22 protein-coding genes and 4 pseudogenes are annotated in these 25,488 nt (G+C 69.9%); 17 read left to right on the forward strand and 9 right to left on the reverse strand.

Going from position 1 to position 25,488, the window contains the following annotated elements:
* Positions 1-20 precede the first annotated feature (20 nt).
* Positions 21-1,148, forward strand: coding sequence for a mandelate racemase/muconate lactonizing enzyme family protein (locus ACN6LM_RS04635; protein ID WP_445063977.1), 1,128 nt, complete (start codon positions 21-23; stop codon positions 1,146-1,148).
* The gene (locus ACN6LM_RS04640) at positions 1,145-1,549 is read left to right on the forward strand and encodes a RidA family protein (RefSeq protein ID WP_445063978.1); all 405 of its coding nucleotides are present in this window, start codon (positions 1,145-1,147) and stop codon (positions 1,547-1,549) included. Before ACN6LM_RS04635 ends, ACN6LM_RS04640 begins: the two co-directional genes overlap by 4 nt.
* A gap of 53 nt (positions 1,550-1,602) precedes the next feature.
* Here ACN6LM_RS04640 and ACN6LM_RS04645 read toward each other — a convergent pair whose 3' ends face one another.
* Positions 1,603-2,151 carry an LURP-one-related/scramblase family protein gene (locus ACN6LM_RS04645; protein ID WP_445063979.1) on the reverse strand — a complete coding sequence of 183 codons (549 nt, stop codon included), beginning with the start codon at positions 2,149-2,151 and terminating at the stop codon, positions 1,603-1,605.
* A gap of 176 nt (positions 2,152-2,327) precedes the next feature.
* On the opposite strand from ACN6LM_RS04645, the gene ACN6LM_RS04650 reads away from it, so the two are divergent.
* Positions 2,328-3,356, forward strand: a complete 1,029-nt coding sequence (locus tag ACN6LM_RS04650; RefSeq protein WP_445063980.1) for a YdcF family protein — start codon at positions 2,328-2,330, stop codon at positions 3,354-3,356.
* A 212-nt stretch (positions 3,357-3,568) separates the two neighbouring features.
* Here the strand turns inward: ACN6LM_RS04650 and ACN6LM_RS04655 are convergent, their stop codons facing one another.
* The 4 genes from ACN6LM_RS04655 to ACN6LM_RS04670 all read right to left on the reverse strand — a co-directional run bounded on the left by ACN6LM_RS04655 (position 3,569) and on the right by ACN6LM_RS04670 (position 8,961).
* Positions 3,569-3,925 carry a hypothetical protein gene (locus ACN6LM_RS04655; RefSeq protein WP_445063981.1) on the reverse strand — a complete coding sequence of 119 codons (357 nt, stop codon included), beginning with the start codon at positions 3,923-3,925 and terminating at the stop codon, positions 3,569-3,571.
* Positions 3,926-4,103: 178 nt separating this feature from the next.
* On the reverse strand, positions 4,104-6,050 hold the full coding sequence (locus tag ACN6LM_RS04660; RefSeq protein WP_445063982.1) for an alkyl/aryl-sulfatase: 1,947 nt from the start codon (positions 6,048-6,050) through the stop codon (positions 4,104-4,106).
* Between the two features lie 84 nt (positions 6,051-6,134).
* Entirely contained in the window at positions 6,135-7,331 is a 1,197-nt protein-coding gene (locus ACN6LM_RS04665; RefSeq protein WP_445063983.1) for an acyl-CoA dehydrogenase family protein, read from the reverse strand.
* 34 nt (positions 7,332-7,365) lie between these two features.
* Positions 7,366-8,961, reverse strand: a complete 1,596-nt coding sequence (locus tag ACN6LM_RS04670; RefSeq protein ID WP_445063984.1) for an AMP-binding protein — start codon at positions 8,959-8,961, stop codon at positions 7,366-7,368.
* Between the two features lie 118 nt (positions 8,962-9,079).
* On the opposite strand from ACN6LM_RS04670, the gene ACN6LM_RS04675 reads away from it, so the two are divergent.
* Complete coding sequence (locus ACN6LM_RS04675) at positions 9,080-9,676, forward strand: TetR/AcrR family transcriptional regulator (RefSeq protein ID WP_445063985.1); 597 nt, start codon at positions 9,080-9,082, stop codon at positions 9,674-9,676.
* Positions 9,677-9,725: 49 nt separating this feature from the next.
* Here ACN6LM_RS04675 and ACN6LM_RS04680 read toward each other — a convergent pair whose 3' ends face one another.
* A complete protein-coding gene (locus ACN6LM_RS04680) occupies positions 9,726-11,087 on the reverse strand; it encodes an MFS transporter (RefSeq protein WP_445063986.1) in 1,362 nt (453 codons plus the stop codon).
* A 290-nt stretch (positions 11,088-11,377) separates the two neighbouring features.
* Between ACN6LM_RS04680 and ACN6LM_RS04685 the strand changes: the two genes are divergently transcribed.
* The 5 genes and pseudogenes from ACN6LM_RS04685 to ACN6LM_RS04705 all read left to right on the forward strand — a co-directional run bounded on the left by ACN6LM_RS04685 (position 11,378) and on the right by ACN6LM_RS04705 (position 16,068).
* A complete protein-coding gene (locus tag ACN6LM_RS04685; protein WP_445063987.1) occupies positions 11,378-12,604 on the forward strand; it encodes a serine hydrolase domain-containing protein in 1,227 nt (408 codons plus the stop codon).
* A 500-nt stretch (positions 12,605-13,104) separates the two neighbouring features.
* Positions 13,105-13,653 (forward strand): TetR/AcrR family transcriptional regulator, encoded by a 549-nt coding sequence (locus tag ACN6LM_RS04690; RefSeq protein ID WP_445063988.1) that lies wholly within the window; start codon positions 13,105-13,107, stop codon positions 13,651-13,653.
* Positions 13,654-13,768: 115 nt separating this feature from the next.
* Positions 13,769-14,179: a DUF4260 family protein gene (locus ACN6LM_RS04695; protein ID WP_445063989.1), complete on the forward strand. Its 411-nt coding sequence runs from the start codon at positions 13,769-13,771 to the stop codon at positions 14,177-14,179.
* 73 nt (positions 14,180-14,252) lie between these two features.
* Positions 14,253-15,089 (forward strand): annotated as a pseudogene (lgt, locus tag ACN6LM_RS04700) (prolipoprotein diacylglyceryl transferase); the annotation flags it as partial.
* A 739-nt stretch (positions 15,090-15,828) separates the two neighbouring features.
* Entirely contained in the window at positions 15,829-16,068 is a 240-nt protein-coding gene (locus ACN6LM_RS04705) for a hypothetical protein (RefSeq protein ID WP_445063990.1), read from the forward strand.
* A gap of 383 nt (positions 16,069-16,451) precedes the next feature.
* On the opposite strand, the gene ACN6LM_RS04710 is transcribed toward ACN6LM_RS04705, so the two are convergent.
* Entirely contained in the window at positions 16,452-17,027 is a 576-nt protein-coding gene (locus ACN6LM_RS04710; protein WP_445063991.1) for an AAA family ATPase, read from the reverse strand.
* A 153-nt stretch (positions 17,028-17,180) separates the two neighbouring features.
* Between ACN6LM_RS04710 and ACN6LM_RS04715 the strand changes: the two are divergent.
* Together ACN6LM_RS04715 and ACN6LM_RS04720 are read left to right on the forward strand one after the other, a co-directional pair.
* Positions 17,181-17,666 (forward strand): annotated as a pseudogene (locus tag ACN6LM_RS04715) (IS701 family transposase); the annotation flags it as partial.
* Between the two features lie 95 nt (positions 17,667-17,761).
* Positions 17,762-18,355, forward strand: a complete 594-nt coding sequence (locus ACN6LM_RS04720; protein ID WP_445063992.1) for a hypothetical protein — start codon at positions 17,762-17,764, stop codon at positions 18,353-18,355.
* A 5-nt stretch (positions 18,356-18,360) separates the two neighbouring features.
* Here the strand turns inward: ACN6LM_RS04720 and ACN6LM_RS04725 are convergent, their stop codons facing one another.
* Entirely contained in the window at positions 18,361-19,107 is a 747-nt protein-coding gene (locus ACN6LM_RS04725; RefSeq protein ID WP_445063993.1) for an SDR family oxidoreductase, read from the reverse strand.
* Between the two features lie 162 nt (positions 19,108-19,269).
* On the opposite strand from ACN6LM_RS04725, the gene ACN6LM_RS04730 reads away from it, so the two are divergent.
* The 3 genes from ACN6LM_RS04730 (at position 19,270) to ACN6LM_RS04740 (ending at position 22,320) form a co-directional block, all read left to right on the forward strand.
* Positions 19,270-19,881 carry a TetR/AcrR family transcriptional regulator gene (locus tag ACN6LM_RS04730; RefSeq protein WP_445063994.1) on the forward strand — a complete coding sequence of 204 codons (612 nt, stop codon included), beginning with the start codon at positions 19,270-19,272 and terminating at the stop codon, positions 19,879-19,881.
* 72 nt (positions 19,882-19,953) lie between these two features.
* Complete coding sequence (locus ACN6LM_RS04735; RefSeq protein WP_445063995.1) at positions 19,954-20,100, forward strand: hypothetical protein; 147 nt, start codon at positions 19,954-19,956, stop codon at positions 20,098-20,100.
* A gap of 753 nt (positions 20,101-20,853) precedes the next feature.
* Positions 20,854-22,320, forward strand: coding sequence for a tetratricopeptide repeat protein (locus ACN6LM_RS04740; RefSeq protein ID WP_445063996.1), 1,467 nt, complete (start codon positions 20,854-20,856; stop codon positions 22,318-22,320).
* A 546-nt stretch (positions 22,321-22,866) separates the two neighbouring features.
* Here the strand turns inward: ACN6LM_RS04740 and ACN6LM_RS04745 are convergent.
* On the reverse strand, positions 22,867-23,721 hold the full coding sequence (locus tag ACN6LM_RS04745) for a hypothetical protein (RefSeq protein ID WP_445063997.1): 855 nt from the start codon (positions 23,719-23,721) through the stop codon (positions 22,867-22,869).
* A 330-nt stretch (positions 23,722-24,051) separates the two neighbouring features.
* Here ACN6LM_RS04745 and ACN6LM_RS04750 point away from each other — a divergent pair.
* From ACN6LM_RS04750 to ACN6LM_RS04760, 3 genes and pseudogenes are all read left to right on the forward strand, one after another.
* Positions 24,052-24,334: pseudogene (locus ACN6LM_RS04750) on the forward strand (ISAzo13-like element transposase-related protein); the annotation flags it as partial.
* Positions 24,335-24,469: 135 nt separating this feature from the next.
* Positions 24,470-24,666 (forward strand): annotated as a pseudogene (locus ACN6LM_RS04755) (IS630 family transposase); the annotation flags it as partial.
* 150 nt (positions 24,667-24,816) lie between these two features.
* On the forward strand, positions 24,817-25,467 hold the full coding sequence (locus ACN6LM_RS04760; protein ID WP_445063998.1) for a maleylpyruvate isomerase family mycothiol-dependent enzyme: 651 nt from the start codon (positions 24,817-24,819) through the stop codon (positions 25,465-25,467).
* Positions 25,468-25,488: the final 21 nt, after the last annotated feature.

Below are 25,488 nucleotides of genomic sequence, written 5' to 3' on the forward strand. Positions count from 1 at the left end.
CCTCACACAAGGAAGTGCTCATGAAGATCACCGAGGTCGACGTCCACGTCGTCAACCTGCCCCTGGTCAACCCGTTCACCAGCTCGTTCGAGACGAAGACAGGGGAGACGCGCACCGTGGTGCGCATCAGGACCGACTCCGGCGTGGAGGGCTGGGGCGAGACGATGTGGGGCCGCCCGGTCGCCGCGATCGTCCGCGACCTCGCCGAGGACCTGATCGGCACCAGCCCGTTCGCCCTGGAGGCGTTCCACCGCCGCCACCACATGGTGCCGTTCTTCTACGGCTACCTGGGGTACGCGGCCCTCGCCGCGATCGACGTCGCCTGCTGGGACGCCATGGGCAAGATCACCGGGCAGTCGGTCACCGACCTGCTGGGCGGTCCGGTCCGCGACGAGGTGCCGCTGACGGCCCTGATCACACGCGCCGACGCCCCCGGAGCCGGCGCGGGGGACCTGCCGCGCGCCCTGGCCGAGCACACCGAGCGCGTGGTCGCCGAGGGCGGCTTCACGGCGGTGAAGCTCAAGGGCACCAAGGACGTCCAGGGCGACGTCGCGATCCTGCGGGCCGTACGCGCCGCGCTGCCCGAGGTGAACCTGCGCGTGGACCCGAACGCCGCCTGGTCGGTGCCGGACTCGATCCGGGCCGGTATCGCGCTGGAGGAACTGGACCTGGAGTACCTGGAGGACCCGTGCGTCGGGATCGAGGGGATGAGCCAGGTCCGCCGGAAGGTACGCATCCCGCTGTGCACCAACATGTGCGTGGTGCGGTTCGAGGACTTCGCGCCGGCGATGCGGCAGAACGCCGTCGACGTGATCCACGGTGACGTCTACAAGTGGGGCGGTGTCTCCGCGACGAAGGCGCTGGCCGCGCACTGCGAGACGTTCGGCCTGGGCATGAACCTGCACAGCGGCGGCGAACTGGGCATCGCCACGGCGGCACACCTCGCGGTGGTCGCCAGCACCCCGGTGCTGTCGCGCGCCATCGACTCCATGTACTACCTGCACGCGGACGACATCATCGAGCCGCTCACGCTGTCCGACGGCAGCCTGCGGGTCCCGGACGGGCCGGGCCTCGGAGTCACCGTCGACGAGGACAAGCTCCGCCACTACGCGGGTGTCAACGCCGCGGAAGGAGACCTCACCAAGTGACGGCCGACAGCCCCCTCACCCCGCGCCGCGCCGTCACCACGGCCGGAGCACCGGCCCCGATCGGCGGCTACAGCCAGGGCATCGCCGCGGGCCCGTACCTCTTCACCTCCGGCTTCGGCCCACAGGACCCGGCCACCGGCGAACTGGGCGACACCATCGAGAAGCAGACCCGCCAGGTCCTGGCCAACGTGAGCGCCCTCCTCGCCGCCGACGGGCTCACACTCGACGACGTGGTCAAGGCGACGGTCCACCTCCAGGACGTGCACCGCGACTTCGCCGGCTTCGACCGCGTGTACCGGGAGCACTTCAGTGAGCCGAGGCCGGTGCGCACCACCGTCGGCTCCCAGCTGATGGGCATCCTGGTGGAGATCGACGTGGTGGCGCTGCGCCGCGCCTCCTGACCGGGGTACGCGCCCGGGGCGGCTCCTCCGACGACGAGCCGCCCCGGCCCCGGTCACTCCCCGGGGTGCGCCATGGCGTCGATGGCGACGGCCGCCGCGAGGACGGTGGCGGGGTCCACGTCCGGGCCCACGTCAAGGCCGTAGGTGTCCCGGAGACGGAACCACCGCTTCGACACCTCGGCCACCTTGTAACCGTCCCGCTCGATCGTGTACTCGTGATCGAGGATGTTGCCGTGCACCCTGAGGTCGCCGCCGTCCTCCTGCTTGATCCGCCACCGGTCGCGCAGCGGTCCCACGAGGGCCTTCCTGACCACGGCCACGCGCTGCCCGTCGCCGTCCTCGATCGCCATCGAGTCCTTGAGCCGCAGCGGTCTGCCCTGCACCGTTGCGACGCGCCGGCCGTCGCGGTCCTCGATGTGATACGTCCGGCGCGCCCGGAGTACCTTGCCGTTTACTTTGTACCGGTGGTCGCCCGACTCGTCGTCGATCCAGTAGTCGTCACCGAGGGAGACCAGCTTCTGCCGCATCCGGTAGCGGGTCACGCCCTCGCCGTGGTCGAACGCGCGATTGGCGTGACGGCGGTCCTTGCGCTCCTGGAACATCGCACGTCCTTCCGGCCGTCTGTGGAGGAGGGCGGGTAAAAATCCATGACAGCGGTCGAACTCTTCCTATCCCGTCCGCAGGAGGGCCGCATCTTCCAGGACCCCGGGGATCCGAGTGTTCCGCGATGCTGCCCCCGCCCGACAGGGGACCCCTCCACGCCTCGTAGGATCGGCGCATGGTGGCCTTTGTACCGTCGTTCGTCTGCCTCTTCCTGTTCTGCGCCGGTGTGGTGCGAGACCGCCGCCGAGTGAGCAATGCGGTCCTGCTGGGCCTGTCCACCGTCTTCGCGGTGATCGGGCTCCTCCTGCACGTGGCCTCCGAGCGAGCACAGTTGGGCCGCGACCTGGTCGTCGGGCTGCTGACCCTTGCGGGCGTGGGCGTCGTCACGCTGGCGTGGTTCCTCATCGCCAACGGAATCACCATGGTCCGCAAAGAAGGCAGGGGCCCGGCGAACCTGCTGTCCCTGGGAGCCGGCAGTGCCCTGGTCGCCCTTCTCGCGCTGCTGATCACCTCGCTCGTGCTGCACACCCACACGCTGCTGGTGGTGGCGGCGACGGCGACGGCGCTCGCCGGATACGTTGCCTTCCTGTTCCTCTGCTTCCTCGTCTACGGGAGCCTGTACGGGCGTCTGCGCATCCGGCGCCGGGCGGACTACGTGGTGGTCCTCGGCTCGGGCCTGATCGGCGGCACCGCCGTGCCCCCGCTGCTGGCCGGCCGTCTCGACCGGGCCCGTGAGGAACACTCCAGGCTGTCCCGGAAGGGCCGTCGCCCGGTCCTGCTCACCTCGGGAGGGCAGGGACCCGACGAAAAGCTGCCGGAGTCCCACGCGATGGCCGACTACTTGGTCACCCAGGGCGTCCCCGCCGATCTGATCGAACGCGAGGACCGCTCGACGACCACGGACGAGAACCTGACGTTCAGCAAAGCCCTGATGGAGCGGGCGAACCCGGACTACCGGTGCGTGATCGTCACGAGCAACTACCACGTCTTCCGCGCCGCGATCACCGCCCGCCGCACCGGCGTCCGGGGCCATGTGATCGGTGCCCCGACAGCCGCCTACTTCTGGCCGAGCGCCATGATCCGGGAGTTCGTGGCCCTGTTGGTCGCCTACCGTCGCACGAACGCCGTTCTCTTCCTGCTCGTCCTGCTGAGCGGCCTGTTCATCTGGTGGCTGGGGTGGCCGTCGCCGGGGACGGTCACGTAGGACTCGCGGATCGAGACAGAGCCACGCTCTGCGTGAACGGGTGTTCAACATGCATGCGGCCGAGCGGTGGCACGCGCGATGCGTGAGACGGGCGCGGGCACCCTCATCCACACCAACGGCGCCGGCCCGGCGCTCCCCGTCCCGTTCTCGTTGATCCCTGATCCGCCGGGACGGCGGGGCCGACCGGATGAACGCTGCGACGACCGCCGCCGTCAGCCCGGGCGGGTGGCGTCACGGGGGCGGCGGTATCCGGCCGGCCATTCGGGGTGGGCGGCCAGGACGTCGTCGGGCGGTGGGATGCGTCGGTGGGTCCATCCGACGTCCGCGCATGCTTGCGCCACTGCCTCGGCGGCCTTCACCGCGCGTGCGCCGTCCGCGTCGAGGGGGCACTCGGCCAGAAGCGCGGTGCGGTCCGCACGGCGGGCGAAGAGCTGCGGTACCCGGGAACGCACCGGGCCGCGAGCACCACCACAGCAGCCGCAGCGGTCGCCCCGCAGGCCCCGTCGCGCCAGGATCGCGCGGTCCAGGACCATCAGCTGGACACGCATCGCGTTCGACCCCGCGGTCACGGGCCGTCCAGTGGCCGCCGACCACCACAGGCCCCGCCCCCGGCGCCACCCCGGCGTCACCGGGAACGCCGACACCGGCGCCAAGTCCTCGGACGCCACGGTCGGAGCGGCATCAGCCCATCGCTGCCGCACCGCCTGCCTGACCGCGCCCCCGGCGGTGTCCCGACAGTGCCGTCCCTCAGGGGGTGACGATCGCGAACGTCTTGTCCGGCTTGTCCAGGACCGACATCAGCCGGGTGAGCAGGCCCGCGTCGCCCTCCATGGTGATGCCGTCCACTCCCTTGCCCGCGAGCACGCGCAGGAGCTGGGCCTTGGTCATCGTCATGGTGAGCCCCACGTCGGCGGACGGCTGGGCGGCGGTGCTCCGGGTGAGGAGTCCGTTCGCGAGGCGGAGGCGCCGGCGGTCGTCGCCGATGTGCCAGTCGATCGTGAGGTCGAGGGTCCATGCCTTCGGCCCGTTCACACGCACGGCGAGTCCGTCGATGAGCTGATCCACCGTCAGGGCCTGATGCATGTCGGGGCCCATGGCGGCACTGGCGCCGGAGAGGACACCGTGGGTCAGTTCCCGCGCGCCCATGAGATAGAAGTTCCGCCAGACGGCGTTCTCGACGGTGTGCCCCAGGCGGGTGTAGAGGGCCGCCAGATCCCGTCGGGTCTGCTTGTCCTCCGGGTCGTCGAACACGGCGTGATTCAGCAGGGTGACGGCGAAGCGGACATCGCCGCGTTCCGCGTAGTGACGGGCTCGGGAGCGGACCGCGGCCTGGCCGCCCAGGGTTTCCACCCAGCGGCGGGCCTCCTCGACCGGGGGGTGCTCCCACAGGTGCGCGGGGTTGCCGTCGAACCAGCCCATGTAGCGCTGGTAGACGGCCTTGACGTTGTGACTGAGGGAGCCGTAGTAGCCACGGTTGGCCCAGACGCCTTCGAGATGGGGAGGCAGCCGGAAATTCTCCGCGATCTCGGTGCCGGTCAGACCCTGGTTCATCTGCCTGACCGTCTGGTCGTGGAGGTAGCCGTAGAGATCCCGCTGGTGCGTGAGCAGCTCGACGATGTCGTCGTTGCCCCAGGTGGGCCAGTGGTGGGAGGCGAACGCGACGTCGGCGGCGCCGGTGTAGAGCTCGATCGATTCGGTGAGGTAGCCGGCCCAGGCGTGCGCGTCGCGTACCTGGGCGCCGCGCAGGGTCACGATGTTGTGCATGGTGTGGGTGGCGTTCTCCGCCATGCAGACGGCGCGAAGGTCGGGGAAGAGGAAGTTCATCTCCTCCTGGCACTCGGTACCGGGAGTCATCTGGAAGCGGATCCGCACCCCGTCGAGCGTCATCTCCTCACCGGTGGCCCCGATGGAGTGGGTGGGAGGGATGAGACCGACCGTGCCCAGCGACACGGTCAGACCGAGACCGCACCCGACCTGGGACGTCACGCCGGAGGGTAGTCCGGCACCGTACATGTACGAAGAGCGGCGGGACATGGCGGGGCCGGCATAGACGTTCTCGCTGACGGCGTGCTGCATGAACCCGCTGGGCGCCACGACGGGGATGTCCCCGGGGCCGTCCGGGAGCACCCCCCTGCAGCCGCCGAAGTGGTCGACGTGCGGATGGGTGTAGATCATCGCGCGGACGGGCCGTTCGCCGCGGTGCTCGCGGTAGAGGCGCAGGGCCGCGGCGGCCGTCTCTGCGGAGATCAGCGGGTCGATGACGATGACGCCGGTGTCGCCCTCGACGATCGTCATGTTGGAGAGGTCCAGGCCCCTGACCTGGTAGATGCGGTCGGCGACCCGGTAGAGGCCCCGGTGTGACAGCAGCCGGGCCTGCCGCCACAGGCTGGGGTCCACGGTGTCGGGAACCCGGCCCCCGGCCCCGTCGAGGAAACCGTAGGCCTCCGGATCCCATGCGGTCCTGCCGTCCGCGGTGGTGATCGGGCCGCCCGTGAACGCGGCGACGAATCCACGGTGCGCGTCGTCGAAGTCGGTGGTGTCGTCGTAGGGGAGGCCGTCCGTACGCGTCGGCGTCGGGGTCCCGTGAGTGCGGTGACCTGAGGCCGCCTGCGCGGTGACGGGGTTGAGCGAGACGGCTGCGGCGGCGGCGCCCGCCGTGGCGGCGACGAAGCCGCGCCTGTGCATCGGTGTCATGGGTGAAAGACCTTTCCCGGGTGTCCGGAGCGGCACGACCGGAAGTGCGAACGAGGGGGCGGACACCTTCCGCCGCGACAGGTGTCAGTGGTGCAGGGCCAGCAGCTTGGCGATGCCGTTGCGCTGGATCTCCGACGTGCCGGTCAGTACGCGGAACATCCGGATCTTTCGGAAGAGGAATTCGATCTCGTTGCCCTGCGTGAGCCCTTCCTTGCCGTGGATCTGCACCGCCTCGTCGAGGATGCGGAAGGCGGATTCGGCGACGAAGAGCTTGCACATGAACGCCTCGGTGTGGACCTCGCGGCCCTCGTCGAGGGCCGCCAGCGCCGCGTACGTCATGGAACGTGCGGCGTACAGGCCGGTCGCCATGTCGGCGACCCGGTGCTGGATGGCCTGGAGCATGAGGAGCGGCTGACCTCCCGCGACCATGCGGGTCCGGGCCCGGTTCAGCGTCAGGTCCAGAGCACGCCGGGTGGCGCCGAGGACACTGGGGCAGTGCAGCAGCCGGTTCGTGGTGACCCTGCCGAGTGCGATGCGCATCCCCGCGCCCTCCTCACCGAGCAGGTTGGCGGCCGGTACCCAGCAGTCGTCCAGGACGATGTCGCTCTCGATGTGCTCGCCGGACATCGGCGTCGCGCCGTCCTCGACACGGCAGCCAGGGCTGTCGAGGTCCACGAGGAAGGCCGAGAACCGGGGCTTTTCGTCCGGCAGTTCACCGGTGCCCGCCATACGGGCGACGACGATCGCGAAGTCGGCGAACGGGCCGGCGGAGGAGAAGACCTTGTGCCCGGACAGGCGGTAGCCATCGCCGTCCCGGGTCGCGACCGTGCGCATGGAGCGGACGTCGGACCCGGCGTCGGTCTCCGTGAGGGAGAAGCAGCACGCCCGCTCGCCGCGGATCAGCGGCAGCAGGTAGGTGTCCAGTTGGTGCCCGGTGGCGTACTTGAGGATGTCGCCCGCGCGCAGGGGGCCGCCCATGTCGCCCAGCACGCAGTGCGACAGGACGCGTCCACTGGCGCCGAGCTCCTCCTTCAGGGCGGCGAGCTGGGTGTACGTGAGGTTCTGCCCGCCGTACTCCTCGGGGAGGTGGATGCCGTAGAAGCCGAGGTCACGGCTGCGGCGCCAGACCGGTTCGAGATCGGCGCGGGTCAGACGCCCCGTCGGGGTGATGCCGCGCTCACGTTCGTAGTCGGCGAGTTCGCCGTCGAGGTAGCCGCGCAGGCGGTCGACGAGTTCGGCCGTGCGCGGGTCGTCGTAGCTGGGACGCAGGGAGAAGGTCACAGGGTCTCCTGAGGGAACGGGCAAGCGGAAGCGGTCAGTTGACGCGACGGGAGGCGTTCGCCCAGTACGGCTCGCGCACGGCCTTGCGGTCGAGCTTGCCGTTGCGGTTGTGGGGCAGCGCGGCCACGAAGTCGACGGCCCGGGGCTTCTTGAAGCGGTCGAGGCGGTCGGCGCAGAAGGCGATCAGCTCGTCGGCCGTCACGCCGGTGTCACCGGGGCCCTGGACGACGACGGCCCTGACCGCCTCGCCCCATGTGTCGTCCGGAACGCCGACGACGCATGCCTCCTGGACGGCGGGGTGCTCGTAGAGGGTGGCCTCGACCTCGGTGCAGTAGATATTGAAACCGCCCGAGATGATCATGTCCTTCTTGCGATCGACGAGGAAGAGGTAACCGTCCTCACGCATCCAGGCGAGGTCACCGGTGTGCACCCACCCCTCGCGGAACGTCTCCGCCGAGAGCTCGGGCTCCTTCCAGTACTCGCGCACACAGTCCGGACCGCGCACGATGACTTCGCCGACCTCGCGCGGGCCGAGCTCACGGCCCCCCTCGTCGACGACACGCACCTCGGTGTCGTAGGAGGCCCGCCCGCACGACTGGAGCAACTCGTGGTCCTCCTCGACGGCGTGGGCGATCTCCCCGGCGCTCAGGCCGGCGACGACACTGGTGGTCTCCCCGAGTCCGTATCCCTGGGCGACGACGGGCCCGAAGAGCTTCACCGCGTCCCGCAGCCGCTGCGGTGAGATGGGCGCGCCGCCGATCCGCACGCTCGTCAGGGAGGACAGATCGCGGTGGCCCGCAGAGGGGTGGGCGAGCACCATGTTCACCATGGCGGGGACGAGGAAGGTGGCGGTGATGCGCTCCCTCTCGACCGTCTCCAGGAAGCTCTCAGGGGCCCAGGCGGGAAGGACGTACGTCGTGGAGCCGCCGAACACGCCGGCCAGCAGGCCCATTCCGGTGGCGTGGGTGATGGGACCGCAGGCGAGGTAGCGCGTGCCGGGCCGTGGCCGTGACTCGTCGGACATGAGCAGCTTGCGCATGTTCGCGAGCCGGTTGCCGACGGTCTGCACCGCGGCCTTCAGTGCTCCGGTGGAACCTGAGGTGAAGTTCAGTACACAGGGTTCGTCCTCGTCCACGTCCACCAGGAATGGGGCGGTGTCGCCCTCGGCGAGCAGGGTGGAGTAGGCGACGGCCGGTGCTCCGTTCGGGACGTCCCCCTCCGGTTCCTCGTCGAGCGGTACGGGCAGGCAGTCGTTGCCGGCCGCGGCGATCGCGGCGAGGGCGTCCTCGCGGTGTGCCGCGTCGTAGACCAGGGCGCGTACGGAGGCGTAGCGCAGGATGTGCGCGATCTCGCCGCGCCCGAGGCGCGCGTTGATCGGCGCGCGTGTCAACCCGGCCTTGTACAGGGCGAACTCGGTTTCCACCAGTTCTCCGCGGTTCCACGCGACGGAGGCCACCACATCACCGGGGCGAAGACCGCGCGCGGCGAGGGCGGAGGCGAGGCGGTTCGCCGAGGACTCCAGCTCGGCGAAGGACCAGGAACGCTCCCCGCACACGAGGGCGGGGGCCTCGGGCCAGTAGCGAGCGCTGCGTGAGAGATAGGTGCCGAGGTTCATGAAGCCGTACTCCAAGAGACAGAAGATGCACAGTCAATTCATTTACAGACAGCTTGTTCAGTAAAGTAAGAAGTGTCAAGAGTCTTCTAGACTGGGCGCGCTCGCAGCGTCACGATCGAGGAAAGGTGGCTTCGTGGCCGAGGACAGACGGACGAGGCGGTCACGCCGCGCCCTGGGGACTGCCCTGGTGGAGCTGGTGCTGGAGCGCGGTTTCACCGCGTTGACCGTCGAGGACATCACCGAGCGGGCGGACGTGGCCCGCGCGACCTTCTACGCACACTGCCGCGACAAGGAGGACCTGTTCGCCCGTGTGACGGCGGACCTCCTGGCCGGACTCGCCGCACGGCTCGAGCCCGTCGTCGCCGACAGTGAGGTCGGCTTCACCGGCAGGCCGGTCCTGGAGATGCTGCGGCACGCCCGTGAGGAGCGCGACCGGTACCGGATCGTGCTGCGGGGCGAAGGCGACGGCAAGCCGCTGCAGATGTTCATGGACGCCCTGGCCCGGGCGACGGCCGACGAGTTCCGTGCCCGAGCGGAACGCAACGCCGTACAGCCGCGCATCGACCCCGAGCTGCTGGCCCGCGTCTGGGTGGGGGAGCAGATCGCGGTGCTGCGCTGGTGGGTGGAACAGGACGTTCCGTCACTGCCTGACGAGGAGGTCGTGCGGATGCTGCTCAACCTCGCGCTGCACGGCCGGTACTGGGCCAGCGGCTTCACAAGTCCGGCCTGAGCCCCGGACGGCCGCGAGACTTCGGCATCTCGCGGCCGTCCGGGGGCGCTCAGCCCAGCCTCAGCCGCCGTGCGTCCTGCTCCGGCCGGATGGCGATCAGGGCGGCCACGGCGCAGACGAGCATGACGGCGGCGGACAGCAGGTAGGCCTGGGTGTAGCCGGCGCTCCGCGAGGCGGCGGAGTCCAGCATGTGCCCGGTCAGATACGGGGAGACCAGCCCCGGCAGGGTTCCGGCCGCGGCGACGACACCGAACACGGCGCCGCGCTGGATCGCCGGGACCACGGCCGAAACGGTCATGTAGTGCAGCGGGAAGACGATGGCGTGACCACCGAACGCCACGGCGAGCAGCGCGAGATGGGCCCCTCGGCCGTCGACGAACGGGAGAGCTGCCATGGCCAGCGCCGCGACGGCCACGGCGACGCCTTGCGGGACCGCCGTCGACCAGCGGCTGGAGCGGCCCCGGCGGCGGAGGAAGTCCACCAGTACGGGTACGGAGAGCAGCAGCACGAGGCTGAATGCGGAGATGGCGCTGATGACCGTCGCGCCTTGCCCTGGTGTCATGCCGAGTTGCGTGCGCAGGTAGGCGGGGAGCCAGGCATGGCTCAACGCCAACGCCCAGGACGCCCCGAAGGCGGCGGCGATCGAACCGAGCACCGTGCCGTTGAGCAGGAGTCGCCGGTACGGCAGTCGCTCCGAGGCGCGCGAGGTTTCAGGGTCCGGAGTACCGGCGGTCCGATGTCCGCCCGGTGCGGACTCACCGCCGTGCGGCCCGTCGTGCCCCACCCGCCACCACACGAGGCTCCACAGCGCACTCGCCACCGCGAGGACCACGAACGCCGAGCGCCAGCCGGAGCTCGTGATCAGCCAGGTGACCACCGGGGCCGCGATCAGCGTGCCCAGGGCGGCCCCGCTGATCTGCAGGGCCGACGGCAGGCCGCGGCGGTCCGCCGGAAACCACTTGTACAGCGCGTGCATCGACATCGACGCCGCCGGCCCTTCGGCGGCCCCGAGCAGTACGCGCCCGGCCATCAGTGTCGGCACCGACGCCATGACGAGCACCGGCAGTTGGGCCACCGCCCACAGGGCGGCCATGGTGAAGAGGAGGACTCGGCTGGAGAGGCGGGCCGAGGCGAAGCCGACGACCAGCCCCGAGAGGCTGAACAGCAACGAGAACGAGCTGGAGATCATCCCGTACGTGCTGTTGCTGATGCCGAGCTCATTCATGATCGGCACGGCGGCTAGCCCCAGCACGGACTTGTCCGCGTAATTGATGAGCATGAACGACACGATCATCGCGGCGATCAGCCATGCGTGCCGTCGGTCGAACGCGGGATGCGGAGTTGTCCCCTTGGCGTCGACGGGGCCGCCGGCGGTGTCGAGAGGCGGGGCGGGCGAGGGCGGTTCGACCATGAGGCACACTCCAGCGGCTCGGGAGGAAGGGGTGCGGGGGAGGCGGGGGACGGAGGTTCGCCCTGAACTCGCGTCGTCCGCGACGGGATGCTCGACAGTCGCGCCCAGCATTCCGGACTGTCTGTCTGGTATTGATCGCTTCATTTGGAAACGTAGCTTCCGGCCGCCTGTGCGTCAACGAGTTCGCCCGGCCGTAAATGACCTCTGTTCCCGTAACTGAACCATGTGTACGGTAACGAGGAGCCTGTTTGGGATCTAGTGGTTCTTGCTGCAGACGGACGGAGCGACACATGACCGAGACGGCCCCGCTGAGTGACCTCTCGTGGGCGCGCGGCTACACGGACCCCGCCTGGATCCGCCGTTTCACGGCCTCCGGTCGCGAGCTCTCACCGAGCCGCCGGGTCTGGCGCGGCTCGGACCGGCCCCGGGACCTGCCCGGAAGGTCCACCCTTCCCGCCCTCGGCACGCACGCGCTCGACACGCTGCCCCTCGAACCGAACGGCGGTGGCGCGCTCACGCTGCCCGACCTGTTCGCCGCCGCGCAGACCGACGCCTTTCTCGTCCTGCATCGCGGCTCCGTCGTATACGAGAGGTACCTGCACGGCACCGAGGGGCACACCCCGCACTTCAACGCCTCGGCGGCCAAGTCCTACATCGGTCTCGTCGCGGCGGTCCTGGCCCACCAAGGGCACCTGGACCGCACCGTCCGGACGTCCGCCTACGTCCCCGAACTCGCGGGAACGGCCTTCGGTGAGGCCCGGATCGAGGACCTGCTGCACATGGGCACCCAGGTCTCCTACGGAGGCCGGAGCTTCGACAAGGCCATCGAGGCGCAGCGGTACTTCGCCGTACTGTCCCCCCGGTTGCGCCCCTTCGACTACCGCGGGCCGGCCACCATCCGCGAGCACCTCCTCACGGCCCGCGCCGCGGGCGCGCCCGGAACCGGGTTCTGCTACGAGAACGGCAACGTCGAGGCCCTCGCCGAAGTCCTCCGCCGGGTCACCGGTACGAGCATCTCGGCACTTGTCAGCGAACTCCTCTGGTCCCGGATCGGAGCGGAGGAGGACGCCTACTACATCCTCGACAGCGACGGCGTCGAGGCGGCGAGCGGGGGCTTCAGCGCCACAGCACGCGACGTCGCCCGCCTCGGCGAGATGCTGCGCTGCGGCGGAGCGGTCGGTGACCGGCAGGTGGTGCCCGAGGCCGTGGCCACGACCATCGTCAGCGGCGTCCCCGACGGCTACCCGCGCCGTGTGCGCTTCCCCGGCGCGCCCGTGACCTCGCCGGCCACGCTCTCGTACCACGACCTGTGGTGGATCCCGAACGACCCCTACGGCTCGTACATGGCCAGCGGAATCCACGGCCAGCGGCTGTTCGTCTCACCGGGACTCGACCTCGTCGTCGTCCACTTCGGTTCCCAGGTGATCTCCTCCGCCGTGCCTGTCGTCCCGTTCGTCCAGGCATTTCTGCAGATCGGCGCACACCTCCACGCGGAGGCGCAGCCCGCGATCCGGTGAGGCCCGGCGCAGCGCCGGTGGCCGGGCGCTGCCGCGGGCATTCCGGGTCCACCCACGACCCGACCGCCGCCCGCACCCACGGCATCGTCGGCTCACTCACCGCCGCCGACCTCAAGTGCTGGGCCGACAAGGCATACCAGGAGCGGAGGCCTTGACGGCTAACACTGTCAGCCGTACCGTGACGCACATGGCTAACACCGTTAGTCGCGTGGATCGATCGTCAGGTGAGGGGGACGCGATGACTGCTTCCACAGCCAGCACCCTGCGCGGCAGCCTCCTGCCTCGGCCCTGCCGGAGAGCGAGGGCAGCGCCAGTGCTTTCCTCGAGGACGTTGGCGGTCTCCGGGGAAGAGCACCCATCGCGGGCGACCGCACGCGCATGCTCGGCTGTTTCTGTCGGGGGCAGGAGAGAGACCGTCTGGCCACGCACGGGCGGGAGCACCACCATGACTTCCGGCTTCGGACGGCTCACCGCCATCGAAGTCGGGCGAACGGCGCGCCGTGTCTGACCGCGCACAACAGATCATGTCCGCCGCCCGTGAACTGCTCGACGCCGAAGGGCCGGATGCGTTGTCGATGCGGCGCATCGCGGAGCGTGTTGGCATCCGGGCACCCTCTCTGTACAAGCACTTTGCGGACAAGGCCGCTCTCGTGGCCGGGCTCCAAACGCAGGGGTTGACCCTCCTGGCAGAGGTGCAGGAGGCCGCCGAAGCCGAGATCGGCACCGACCCGCCCCTGCTGGTGCTCGGCTACGCCTACCGACGTCATGCGCTCGCCGGTCCGCACCTGTACCGCATCACGCACAGTTGGCCGCTCGCCCGCGCCGCGCTGCCCGAAGGACTGGAAGACCGGGCGGCGCTGCCGCTGACCCGCGCGGTGCACGGCGACGTTGACCTCGCGCGTTCGTTCTGGGCATTCGCCCACGGCATGGTCGTGCTCGAACTCGACGGTCGCTTTCCACCCGGCGCGGATCTGGACGTGGCCTGGCGCACCGGCTGCGAGGCGTTCGCCCAGGCAATCCGGACCAAGTCCCATGGAGGCACGGCATGACCGCTCTTACCGGGTTACCCGCTCCCGGATCCGTCGCCCGCACCGCAGGCTGTGTACACGCCGCCGCATGCGGAGCTGAGCTCAGACACGTCACTTCCTCGCCAGGAGTGGTCGTATGACATCCCCTACGGCCGAGGGAGCTACCCGGAGCTCCGCCTCGGGTCCGGTCCGCGGCACCTGGGCCCTGCTCGGTGCATTTCTGCTGTTCTGGCTCGTGCTGGAGATGGTCAACCACGGTGACTGGACGATTCCGCTCGGAATTGCGGGCCTCTTCGCTCCTGATCTGACGCTCTTCATCGGGCCGTCGGGGTCACACGGGGCCGGGCAGCTTCCCCGTGGCAGGGTGCCGGGCTACAACCTCGTCCACCGGCCGGTCGTGCCCCTCCTGTGGCTCGCCTTCTGCGTGGTGCTGCCCGACCCGCCCGGCACCGCCCTGTTCACCTTCGGACTCGCCTGGTTGCTGCACATTGCCGTCGACCGCGCGCTCGGCTATGGACTGCGCACCGCCGACGGCCGGCAGCGCTGAGCGACGACCGAAACGCCCGTGCCTTCGGGCGTGCCACCTGAAGCCTCCACGACCACGACCAAGGCTCTTGATTATGGACCTCGCCTACCTTCCCAGCCCTTCGGCCGGCGTGCTTCACCTCGGCCCCATTCCGTTGAGGGCGTACGCCTTCTGCATCATCCTGGGTGTTTTCGTGGCGGTCCGGCTCGGCGACCGGCGCTGGGTCGCGCGCGGCGGTGAGCGGGGCGTTGTCGCGGACGTCACCCTCTGGGCAGTGCCCTTCGGCCTCGTCGGTGGACGGCTGTACCACGTGTTCACCAGTCCCGACGCGTACTTCGGCGAACGCGGCGAGCCCATTCGAGCCCTGTACGTGTGGGAGGGCGGGCTCGGGATCTGGGGCGCCATCGCCCTGGGCGCGGTCGGGGCGTGGATCGGCTGCCGTCACCACCGCGTCCCCCTGCCCGCCTTCGCGGACGCGGTCGCCCCGGGCATCGTCCTGGCCCAGGCGATCGGCCGTTGGGGCAACTGGTTCAACCAGGAACTCTACGGTCGCCCCACCACGCTCCCCTGGGGCCTGGAGATCGACCGCGCGCACCGTCCGGCCGGCATGCTCGACATCGAGACGTATCACCCCACCTTCCTCTATGAGTCCCTCTGGGACATCGGCGTCGCCGCCCTGGTGCTCTGGGCGGGGAGACGGTTCCCGCTCCGTCACGGCAGGACCTTCGCCCTCTACGTCGCCGCCTACACAGTCGGCCGGTTCTGGACCGAGTACCTGCGCGTGGACGAGGCCCACACGTTCCTCGGTTTGCGCCTGAACAACTGGACTTCTGTTCTGGTCTTCCTCGGCGCTGTCGGCTGCCTCGTCGTATCGGCCCGCCGCCACCGGGGCACCCTGAGAGGTCGGCCGGGGTGTGCCGGGACTGACGGACATAATGCCGCTGTGGACCTGAGACCGGAGTTGCTGCCCCCGCCCGTGAGCCGGCAGCGACTGAACGAGCTGTGCGCTGAGGTTGAACGGATCGCTGAGCTACTGGTCGCCCGCCCGGAGGTGGCGGGTGAGGCGATCCAGGCGTTCAACGCGATGACCGGTCACGACTACGTGGCTCTCGACTTCTCGGAATACGACGGAAACAGGAGCCTGGAGGAGTTCGCGAGGGAGGCGGCCCGGCCGGCTCGCCCCGTGGTCGCGGACATCACCCGGGCCGAGCTCGTTGAGATCGTCCGCAGACTCCTGACCGCCGCTGCGGAGGGCGATTACTATCTGCGGCTCCTGGAAGCGAACCTGCCGCATCCCCGGGTGAGTGACCTGATCTTCCACCCCTCGGGCATCCTTCAGGATCCGTGTCCCGAGCGGATTGTCGACAAGGCCCTGAAGTACCGGCCGATCGTGCTCTGAGGACGCCGCTGAAGCCCGCTGGGCAGTGAGAGCGAGCCGGATGACGACCGGGACCCGGGCTGAGACAGGGTCGGCTGGCAGGCATGGCCACACGAAACGCGTGTCTTCCGGCAGTGAGTACTCGTAATGCGAGGACGATATTCTCGCGTGTCACGCTCCCGTTGCTGCTCAGCGGATACGAGAACTGACGACGAGGGAGGTCGCGCTGCTTCTGCTGCAGCATCTCGTGCTGTGACCGCTATGGTTCGCCGGGTTGAGAGAGAGGGCCGGGGTGTTCGTTGAGATCGTGTTCGTGGGGCTGCCGATCGACCGTGACGAGGTCGAGGAGGCCATGGAGGCGGTGTTCGAGCTCGACGGCGAGGTCACCGGCGCGGGCAGCGGCATGGGGCGCTGCCATCTTGACTTGGAAATCGCGGAGGACTCGGACCCTGCTGCGGCCTTGGACCGGCTTCGGGCGGTGCTGTCCGAGCTGGGGGTCTCGGAGTACGCGACCTTGAACGTCAGTGAGTGATCAGGCCGCGAGTCGCGCTCACATGGAAGAACCACGAGCATGTCGACGGGGGCTCCGGAGCCGAGGGGGCAGCCACAGGTGGGGAAAGCGCTGTTCCCTCTCGTCGTACTGTCAGGGGTCGGCGCACGCAGTCAGAACGGTCGACATCACCATCAAGCTGCAAAAAAAGGCTGCCACCCATGTAAGCAGCCTGCCCTCACCCGCCACCAGAACGCCCCATCCTCAGCTCCCGCCGGCCAACCGACAGGAATGAGCTGCGGAAAGTCACCTGGCCAGACTCGTTGCACGTGTTCGACTACGCGCCTGGAGAGGTGGCACGCGCAACCGCGGCTCGCTTATGCAGCCACCGATGAGCATGGTGAACAGCGCTTTCGATACACGCCCTAGTACTCCAGCCGTAGATCGTGATCTGTGGTCTGTGCCGGTGGGGATGACCAGTTTGTCGTCGCGATGGCATCGCGTGCGACGTCGGTGACGGAGCGGCCGTCGGTGGGCACTCGTGCGACCCATGGAGGCGCGGTGGCTTCCAGGTGTTGGGCCATGGCAGTGCTCCGGGTGACGTGGGCGTCGAGTTGGCTTCCGATCTCCCGGATGCCCAGGCGCTGCCGGGCGGTTGCGTCGTCGGCGGTCAGGAGGACAGCGGTGATGCGGGGTGTGCCGCCCATGGCGCGGGCGATCAGGTCGGGTTCCAGAACGGAGACGGTGTTGGTGTAGATCAGCCTGCGGTATCCCAGAGCGGCGTAGTTGCGCCAGATGGCGGCGAGGTTCGCCTCGGTCATTTTCGTGCGGGCGGGGTCGTCGGCCGGGGCGGGGAATGCCTGGTCCAGGTTGTCGCCTTCGATCAGGCAGTGGGCGATGCGTAGGGCTTGCAGTTGCGCGGAGATCTCCCAGCCGACCGTGGTCTTGCCGACTCCGGCGCGGCCCCCGATGAGCAGTGCTTCGTATGCTGCGGCCTGCACAGGTGGTCTCCTCGCGTTCGCAGGGGCCGATGACGTCTGAGGCGGCACGGGTGCAGCCGCCGTTGATCATCGGTGCGTGAAGACAAACGATCACGCGGCGGCCGCGGGCCCCAGCGTAGACCTGCCCGCGGGCAGGCGGCGTTCGACGGCCTGATGGGCCGGATCGCAGGTCGGCTCGCGCGGGTCGAACCACGCCGCCGCGTAAGGAGGTTGGTGCTCGGACTGCTCTCGGACCCACCGCGCAGGAACTGCTGGACGATCGCCGAGTGGGCCGGGGGGCCTCTCCGGACGGCATGCCGCACCTGTTCGGGAGGGCCAAGTGGGACGCCGACGCCGTCGGTGACGCCGTGCGCCGCTATGTGGCGGACCATTCGCATGACGACCAGGCGGTGTTGGTCGTTGACGAGACCGGGGCGGTGCAGAAGGGCAGTGGCACGGTCGGCGTCCAGCGCCAGTACACCGGCACCGCCATGCGGATCGGAAATGCCCGGACCGCTGTATATCTGTTCCACGCCGGTGGGCGTGGGCACGCCGCAGTGGACTGGGAACTATCGTTCCGCGTTCCTGGACCTCCGCCCCTGCCTTGCCGCCGGACTCGGTAACGAGACGTCATTCGCCACCAAGCCAGGGCTTGCCGCCCTGGTCCATCTGGCGACGCGCGCCTCGGGCCCGATCACAGACCAGCCGCTACCTGCGGCAAGCCGTTCGGGCGGGGCACTCGGTAGATTCCCACCATGAGCGATGCCGAGGATTACCTGGACAAGAGCCCAGCTGCGGGACGAATGGGGAAGGCGGCGGAGTATTTGGTCGCGGCCTCGTGCATCCTTGCCACAGGCGGCGAGTTGAACGTCTCCACTTCGCTCGTGGACGACGAGGGGGTGGACCTTGTCTTTCACCGGCGCGGGAGTTCCGCGACTCTAGCGGTGCAGGTGAAGGCTCGCATGTCCACTGGAACGCAAGTTCAGCGCGGCAGGCTCATGGCCTTCGTGCGGTCGCAGACGTTCCAGCCGAGGGCCGGTCTGGACATGCTGTTCGTCGCCGTGGATGTCGAGCTGGGGGCGATCATGACGGCCTGGCTGATACCGAGCGGTGCGTTCGGCGAGATGGTGACCGAGCCCAACAGTAACGGGCGCTTCCGTTTCTCGGCGTCGATGAAGCCGGACTCTCAAGATCGCTGGAGCCCGTTCCGGCTGACGGCTGCCGAACTCCCCAAGCGCGTCCTTGCTCGGCTGGCCGAGCTGGAAGGTGGTGGGCGGGGGCGTGCCGCTCCTGGCGGCCGGCTCGCCCGGGGCCCCGGGACACGTGCCTCACCGTGCCCCGGGGGCTGAACGCCCTACGCCTGGGCACCCATCGGGAGGTTCGCGCCGCCCGTGCAGTCGAGCACGACGCCGATGATGAACCCGTTCGTCGCCAGGGAGTGGATGGCCCCCGCCACATCGGCGGCGCGGCCGACCCGGCCCGCTGGGGTCGTTTTCGCGAGGCCGTCGAAGAGTGCCGTGCGCTGCTCCGCCGGGACGCGGTCCCACCACGGGGTGTCGATCACGCCGGGGGAGACGGCGTTGACACGGAGCGGGGCCAGTTCGGCCGCGAGGGGCGGCACCATCGCCTCGAGGGCGCCGTTGATCGCGGCGAGGCCGGAGGTGCCCGGGAAGGCGGCACGGGCCGAGGCGGCCGTGATCAGGGTGACGGAGCCGCGCCGGCGGTCGAGGCGGGGGAGTGCGGCCTGGAGGATGCGGACCTGGGGCCAGAACTTCGCGTCGAAGCCCGTGGCCAGGTCCGCGAGGTCCAGCTCCGTGAAGGGGCCGCCACCCGCGGCGCCGCTGACGGCGATGACCAGATGGTCGATGGGGCCGGACGCAGCGAAGAACGCCGCCGTGTCCTCCTGTGAAGTGGCGTCCATCCGGTGGGTGAGCGTCTTGCCGCCGATACGGGTCGCCGCCTCGTCCAAGCGGGCCTGCGAGCGTCCGGTGATCGTCACCTCCGCCCCTGTCGCGGCGAAGAGTGCTGCTGTGGCCTCGCCGATGCCGGAGCTGCCGCCCATGACGACGACGCGGGGGGCGGGCGTGTGGTCCGTGGCCATGATGGCGGTCCTCCGTAAGCGCTGTGCGCGGTTGTCGTTCATAACCTGTCTTCGGTCTTCCGTAAGCGTTGACGAGACCAGCGGTCTCGGTAAGGTGAGTCTTGTCGAGACTGTCAGTCTCGTCAAGTGGTTCGGGCTCGGGAACTCGGAGGGATGTGTGTCATGGCGCAAACGGAAGCGGACAAGAACACGAATGCGGGCACGGGCGACGTGCGGCCCCACACCGGGCGCCGGCGCAACGAAGCGGCGCGACGGGCCATCCTCGACGCCGCGCTGCGGCTGCTCGGCGAGGGTGACGGCGACACCGTCACCGTCGAGACCATCGCGCGGGCGGCCGGGGTCGGCAAGCAGACGCTCTACCGCTGGTGGCCCTCGAAGGGGGCCGTGCTCCTGGAGGCTTTGGCGGAACGCGCCCAGCAGACCGTCCCCACCCCTGATCGCGGGGACCTGCGGGGCGACCTCCGGGTGGCCGTCGCCGCCACCTTCGCCGGGGCCCAGCGGCCCCCCGTGGGACCGGCGTTGCGCACATTGGCCAGGGAGGCGGCGCGCGACCCACAGTTGGCCGCGCTCATGCGGGAGTTCACCGAGTGCCGTCGCGCGGCCCTGCGGGAAGTGTTGGAACGGGGGCGGGAGCGCGGCCAGCTGGAGCCCGGACGGGACCTCGACCTGATGGTCGACCAGATCTACGGGGTTTTCTGGTACCGCTTCCTGCTGGGCCACGCGCCCCTCGACGACGCCACCGCCACGGCCCTCGCGGACTCGCTGCTGCGGTGACGGCGGCGCAAGGGTTGTTCTCGGGTACGCCAGCACGGCCAGTGACCGAGGCTTTGCGTCCCGAGCGACTGCATGCCGGTCTTCGTGGAGGGCTCCGACAAGGCCGAGGAGTGGTGCCAGTCCACTCCTCCTGAGATCGCCCAGCCATGCGGGCAGGGGAGCCACGTCGCGGTCTTCGAGCACAGTGGCGAAGCGGCGGACCAGGTCGGGGGAGATTGAGTTCGGGGCAGTGGTCGAGGAGCCTGGGGAGCCGCTCGTCGATGTGCAAGCTACGACGGTGATGCGCAAGCTGCGGCGGTGCGGGTGGGCGGTGATCCAGCGGCCGTTTCACGAGATGAGGGCGGCCGCTCGCGTGGTTCGTCGATGGGCAAGCCCCGCCGGAGGGGTGCGACTGCCGTCTTCACGCGCTGGTGGTGGCCGAGGTAGTCCTTGACCTGCTGTCCCTCGTGCAAGATTTTCGCACTGGGATGTCCCAAGCGCTGTCCCGCAATTCCCGGTGGGCGCACGACGACAGCTACGGCACCTCGCCGCGTTGTCGAATCGCCCGAATACATCCAGTATGCGGGCGCCTCTCCGCCTTGCGATGCACCGCATCCGACGCCGCGCGCTGATCCACCAGGAATTGCGGGACAGCCCTTGGGCCGGCGTTGCCGCAGGGAGCCGAGGCAGGGATCCAGCGTGCAGGGCTTGCAGGGCGGCCGGCGCATGACTTCCTGTCAGGCGCGTGCGTACGGCCGGGGGGTTCGGCCGGACCCTGGTCCAGCGCGTGGCCCGGAGGGCCACCAACAGGGGCCGCCCCGGCCAGGGCAAGGTCCTTCTCGCCGCGCTGGCCCGCTGACCTGCACAATCGTCACCCAATTGGCGTTGACCCGCGCACCGGCCACCCGCGATAGTGACGCGTCCGGCCGTCGCCGGTCGCGTCACAGGGTGGGGATCTTCATGCAGGACACCGGGCACACGAACACGCCCGACATGGCACAGCCGTCAGAGCCGGACGCGGAGCAGCGGTCACCGGAGGCCGCCGCCGCGCTGGAAGCCGTACGGGAAGCGTTCGCGGCGAAGCGCCGCGGCGAGGCACGCGAGCGGGCCACCGCCGCACTGGCGGAGTACGGCCACGATCCGGAGCTGTACGCATTGCTGGGCCGGGCGCATGTCGCCGAGGATGAGGACGACCACGACGACGAGGCCGAGCGCGTCTACCGCCGGGGCCTCGACGCCTTCCCCGACAACCTGATCCTGCTCGCCGCGTACGCCGAGCTCTGCCAGGCCGCCGACGGACTGGAGCGCCCCGGCCGTGCCGCCCGCGCCGCGCAGCTCGTGGCGCGGGTCGAGGAGCTGGCCCCCGGCTCGCCGGAGGCCCAGCGGCTCCGCGACCCGGCTCCGCTCTGGACGGCGCAGAGCGCGACGCCCCAGCTCTCCCTCGCCCACACCCAGCGCCACGACGTGCGCCAGGCCCTGGCCGCCGCCCCCGGCCTGGCCGAGGCGGCCCGCCTCGCCGAGGAGGAGGCGGGGAAGCACCCGTACAGTCTGCGCCTGGCCATCCGCGCCGAGACGCTCACCGCGTTCACCCGGCCCGCCCGCCCCCTGCTCCTGTGGTTGATCAGGGCGCCGTATCTGAGTGTCCTCGCCGTCCTGGCGGTGGGCGCCCTGACGCTCCTCCTCGACGCGTCGGCGCGCTGGTCGGTGTGGGCGGCTGCCGGCGCCGTGCTGGCCCTCGTCCCGTACCGGCTGCTCACCGTGCTGGAGAGCGGTGCCCGCATCCGTGCCGTGGACCGTGTTCTGCCGCTCCCGAAGAGCGCACCGGAACCGGCGAGCCCGCTGCCCCCGCCGCCCCCGCCGGGGCTGCGCGACTTCGCGGTGCTGGGCGCGGCGCTCACCCTCGCGGTGTTCGCGCTGGTCTCGCCGGTAGCGCTCAGATCCACGCCGCCCAAGGACTACCCGCGCTACACGGTCACGCCGCCGCTGGTGTTCCGGGGCCTGCAACTGATCTCCGCCATGCCGACGGTGGAGGGGGTCGACTCCGACTACGCGTCGCTGTGGACGCAGACCATGGACGCCGAGGGCACGTTCACCTACGTCTACGGCGACTTCTCGTCCCCGAGCGGCGAGGACGACCCGGGCGCCGTCATCGTCGGTGCGACGGGTGACTTCCGGGGCACGCCCGACACGTTCCTGAAGGGCTACGAGCTGGGGCTGTCGGAATCGGACTCGACCATCAACGAGATCTGGCAGCCGGACCCCGGCTCGGGTGGGGGCGGACTCCGCTGCGTCTCGTACGCGGACGACACGGAGGCCCCCGGCGCACGGGTGGCGTGCAGTTGGGTGGACGACGGCAGTTACGGCACGGTCGTCATGAACGAACGCCTCGACCACGACACCGCGGCGGACGCCGCCCGCACGGCGCGGGACGCGGTGCTGCACGACGGCGTGCGCGCCTAGGCCGTGTCCGGAAACCCGCCTGGCCCGCAACGCCTGGCACGCACTCCCGCCGCACCGGCCGACATCCCCAGTACGTCCAGTACGAGGGATCTCGGCCGGTACACCGAGAAGTGGGGTCTCCCCTGTTCGGCCGAGGCCGAGAACGTGGGGATGCACCAGACGCCGCAGGCCACGCCCTCCGGGCGTACGACGGGACTTTCCGGACACGACCTGACCCGTCGTGCCCGCGAGTCGTGTCGCCCCCGTTGAACGCGGAGGCGGTGGAGCGGCAGACCACGGCGGTGTGTGCGGTCAGCCTCCGGCGGTCCCGGAGCCGGAGGCGACGGCCGACGACCAGATGGCCCCGATCGGGCAGGCCTGCATCGAGCGCCGACGCCAGGCCGACGTCTCCCGCTCTGTGGCCCTGCGCCGGGCTCGGGCTGACCGCGCTGCCCGCCGGGGCGGGCGACGGCGGTGGCGGCTGCCGTGGTACCGGCGCTCATCGCCCTGCTCGCCGTCAGTCTCAACCGGCCGGTGCCCTGAGCGGGCGCCGGCTCGTGGGGCCGGTCAGCGGCCGCATCCGACGCGTTCCGTGGACAGCGTCAGGTCGTCCAGGCGTAGGTCGTAGGAGTCCGGGGTGGGATTGCTTTGGTAGAGCTGCCAGCCCATGCGGACGGTGTCGAAGGCGGGGAGGACGAAGTCCACCGGATTGCCTCCGTGCCGGGTGGTGGTGACGGTCATGTCGGGCTGGGGCTCGCCGTCGATCCATACCGCCACGCGGTTGTCCGAGGCGTCCACCTCCCATTCCAGGCACGTCCACTTCCCCGGTTCGGCCGGGGCGGACTCGCGCCAGTCGGTCCAGTCGCCCGTGGGACCGCCGTCGGAGCCGATGCCCCACAGCTGCACCCCGTTGCCGACGGTGGGTACGTACTGGCCGCCGATCGGTCGGACCACGCTGCCGTCGCCCCGGCCAGTGGCTTCCACCAGGGTGAAGTGGGCCCAGTCCGGAGCGGTGGGGAAGTCGTCGACCTTCACCCGCATCCGACCGAAGAAGCTGTTGTCCGGAGCGGAGAACTCGTCGACCTCCAGGAACGCGTATCCGTTGCCCTCGGTGCGCACCCGGAGTACGTGGTCCGCGCCGCGCTTCCCGCCGTGCCCGCGGCCCCGCTCGCGTTCGACGGACAGTGCGCCGTTCCGGGTATCCACGCCCCAGTGCAGGCTTGTGCCCGCGCCGCGCGGCAGCTCCTCGAAGTCCTCGCAGAACAGTAACGCCGGGTCGGGGGCGCAGCCGCCAGTCGACTGGCCGCCGTGGCGGTCGTGGGCCGGAGCGCCGCCGGGGGCGGCCACCACCGTGAAGCCGGCCAGGGCGACGGCGACGAGCAGCCGGGGCAGCCGCCGGACGGCGAGGAGGGGATAACGCATGCGAAGTACTCCAATCGGATTGCGGTCGGAGGGACGATCTGTGGGAGCGCTCCCACAGATCGTCCGGCACCCTACGGCACTGCTGCCCGGCGCACCAGACGATCGCCGATAGTGCGCCGGCGCCGCCCGAGACGACTGGGGGCCGTGCTCCCTTCGACGACCGGCCAACGCCGGGAGCACCGATTCCCCGGCGGAACGCACCACCCATGCGAGGGGCGTATGTAAACACCGACTCCTGACGAACGCTCACATAGCGGGGGCGCGGCCTCTCCGGATCGCGGCACAGCGCCAGTGTGAGCGCTCGCAGAGGTCTTGGCTCGGTCGAGGGAGGCGTTCGCGGTGGAGTCAATCCGCCGCTGGTGGCACGGTCAGGGCCGGGCCGAGTACCCGCAAGCCTCCCGGCTGTTGATCACTGCGGATGCGGGCGGGCCCAACGGCCGTCGCACCCGGGCCCGGAAACTCGGCCTCGCCCGCCTGGCCGCGGAAACCGGGCTGGTCATCACGGTCTGCCACCTACCGCCGGGCACGTCGAAGTGGAACAAGATCGAGCACCGGCTCTTCTCCCACATCGCGATGAACTGGCGGCCGCCCACCTACGAGCCACGAAGTCATAAGACCTGTCCCGTGACTACCTGTCAGGGGGAGATGATCTTGGTCACGGCCTCACAGTCCTCCTGGATGGGCGCCCGTTCAGCGGGCTGGGCCCGCGCGAGAGTTCGGCATACTCATCCCCGGCTACCCGCAGGACGCCGCCGTCGGGATGTCGCAGTCGGCGATCTCCCGGATCTGGAAGGCGTTCGCGTTCGCGCCGCACCGGTCCAAGATGTCCAAGCTGTCCAGGGACCCGTTCTTCATCGGCAAGGTCCGCGATGTCGTGGGCCTCTGCCTGGACCCGCCGGAGCATCACTCGTGCTCCGCGTGGGCGAGAAGTCGCAGATCCAGTCTTCAAGGGAACAATCACGACTCAAGGGGCGCGAGTTTGAGTGCTGTTTCGGTACAAAAGGATCCAACTCTTGCCGATGTGTGGGTGCAGTCGATGAGTTCGGACGGCCACAGGAGTCTGGTGGAGTACACCCGATACCTGGAGGCCGGCCTGTGGCTGAATCACGCGTTCTTGAGACCCGGAAAGCTCTGGAAAGGGCAATCCACGTCGAGCGGTCCGCGCTCGCTCAAGACCTCGCCGAACTCAGCGAGGCTCAGTGGGCGAAAGCATCACTGTGTGAACGCTGGACCGCGGAGGAGGTAGTGGCCCATCTGACGGCAGGTGCGAGCACGAGTATGTGGCGCTGGCTGCTCAGCATGTTGGCTGCGCGGTTCGACCCCGATCTGCACAATGACCGACGGCTTGCACAGCACCGTGGCGCTACACCACAAGAGACCTTGCGGCTATTTCGCGCAGTTGTCGCCGGGTCGGCCGGGCCGACAGGACATACTGCTGCCTGGTTGGGCGAGATCGTCGTCCACAGCGAGGACATCCGTCGGCCATTGGGTCTTGTGCGGACACCCCCAGTGGCCACGACGACCGCCGTGGCCCGCTTCTTCGCAAGCCGCGATTTCACCGTCCCGAGCAGGGCCGCGATCGCGGGTCTGCGGGTCGAGGCTACGGACGGACCGTTCACCACCGGCTCGGGGCATCTGCTCCGGGGGCCCACCCTATCGCTGGTGATGGGGATGGCAGGCCGTGCAGCGGCCTGCGAAGACCTCGAGGGTGACGGTGCCGCCATCCTGCACGCCCGACTGTGCTGACTGAGGTGGAGGCCGTGTCCT

This window comes from Streptomyces sp. SAS_281, assembly GCF_052542855.1.

Excerpts from the sequence above, each read along its gene's own strand:
- ACN6LM_RS04680 (WP_445063986.1), bottom strand. The coding sequence starts at position 11,087 with ATGGTCGAACCGCCCTCGCCCGCCCCGCCTCTCGACACCGCCGGCGGC.
- ACN6LM_RS04740 (WP_445063996.1), top strand. The coding sequence starts at position 20,854 with ATGGCACAGCCGTCAGAGCCGGACGCGGAGCAGCGGTCACCGGAGGCC.
- ACN6LM_RS04695 (WP_445063989.1), top strand. The coding sequence starts at position 13,769 with ATGACATCCCCTACGGCCGAGGGAGCTACCCGGAGCTCCGCCTCGGGT.
- ACN6LM_RS04725 (WP_445063993.1), bottom strand. The coding sequence starts at position 19,107 with ATGGCCACGGACCACACGCCCGCCCCCCGCGTCGTCGTCATGGGCGGC.
- ACN6LM_RS04720 (WP_445063992.1), top strand. The coding sequence starts at position 17,762 with ATGAGCGATGCCGAGGATTACCTGGACAAGAGCCCAGCTGCGGGACGA.
- ACN6LM_RS04650 (WP_445063980.1), top strand. The coding sequence starts at position 2,328 with ATGGTGGCCTTTGTACCGTCGTTCGTCTGCCTCTTCCTGTTCTGCGCC.
- ACN6LM_RS04660 (WP_445063982.1), bottom strand. The coding sequence starts at position 6,050 with ATGACACCGATGCACAGGCGCGGCTTCGTCGCCGCCACGGCGGGCGCC.
- ACN6LM_RS04635 (WP_445063977.1), top strand. The coding sequence starts at position 21 with ATGAAGATCACCGAGGTCGACGTCCACGTCGTCAACCTGCCCCTGGTC.
- ACN6LM_RS04735 (WP_445063995.1), top strand. The coding sequence starts at position 19,954 with ATGCCGGTCTTCGTGGAGGGCTCCGACAAGGCCGAGGAGTGGTGCCAG.
- ACN6LM_RS04685 (WP_445063987.1), top strand. The coding sequence starts at position 11,378 with ATGACCGAGACGGCCCCGCTGAGTGACCTCTCGTGGGCGCGCGGCTAC.
- ACN6LM_RS04645 (WP_445063979.1), bottom strand. The coding sequence starts at position 2,151 with ATGTTCCAGGAGCGCAAGGACCGCCGTCACGCCAATCGCGCGTTCGAC.
- ACN6LM_RS04745 (WP_445063997.1), bottom strand. The coding sequence starts at position 23,721 with ATGCGTTATCCCCTCCTCGCCGTCCGGCGGCTGCCCCGGCTGCTCGTC.
- ACN6LM_RS04730 (WP_445063994.1), top strand. The coding sequence starts at position 19,270 with ATGGCGCAAACGGAAGCGGACAAGAACACGAATGCGGGCACGGGCGAC.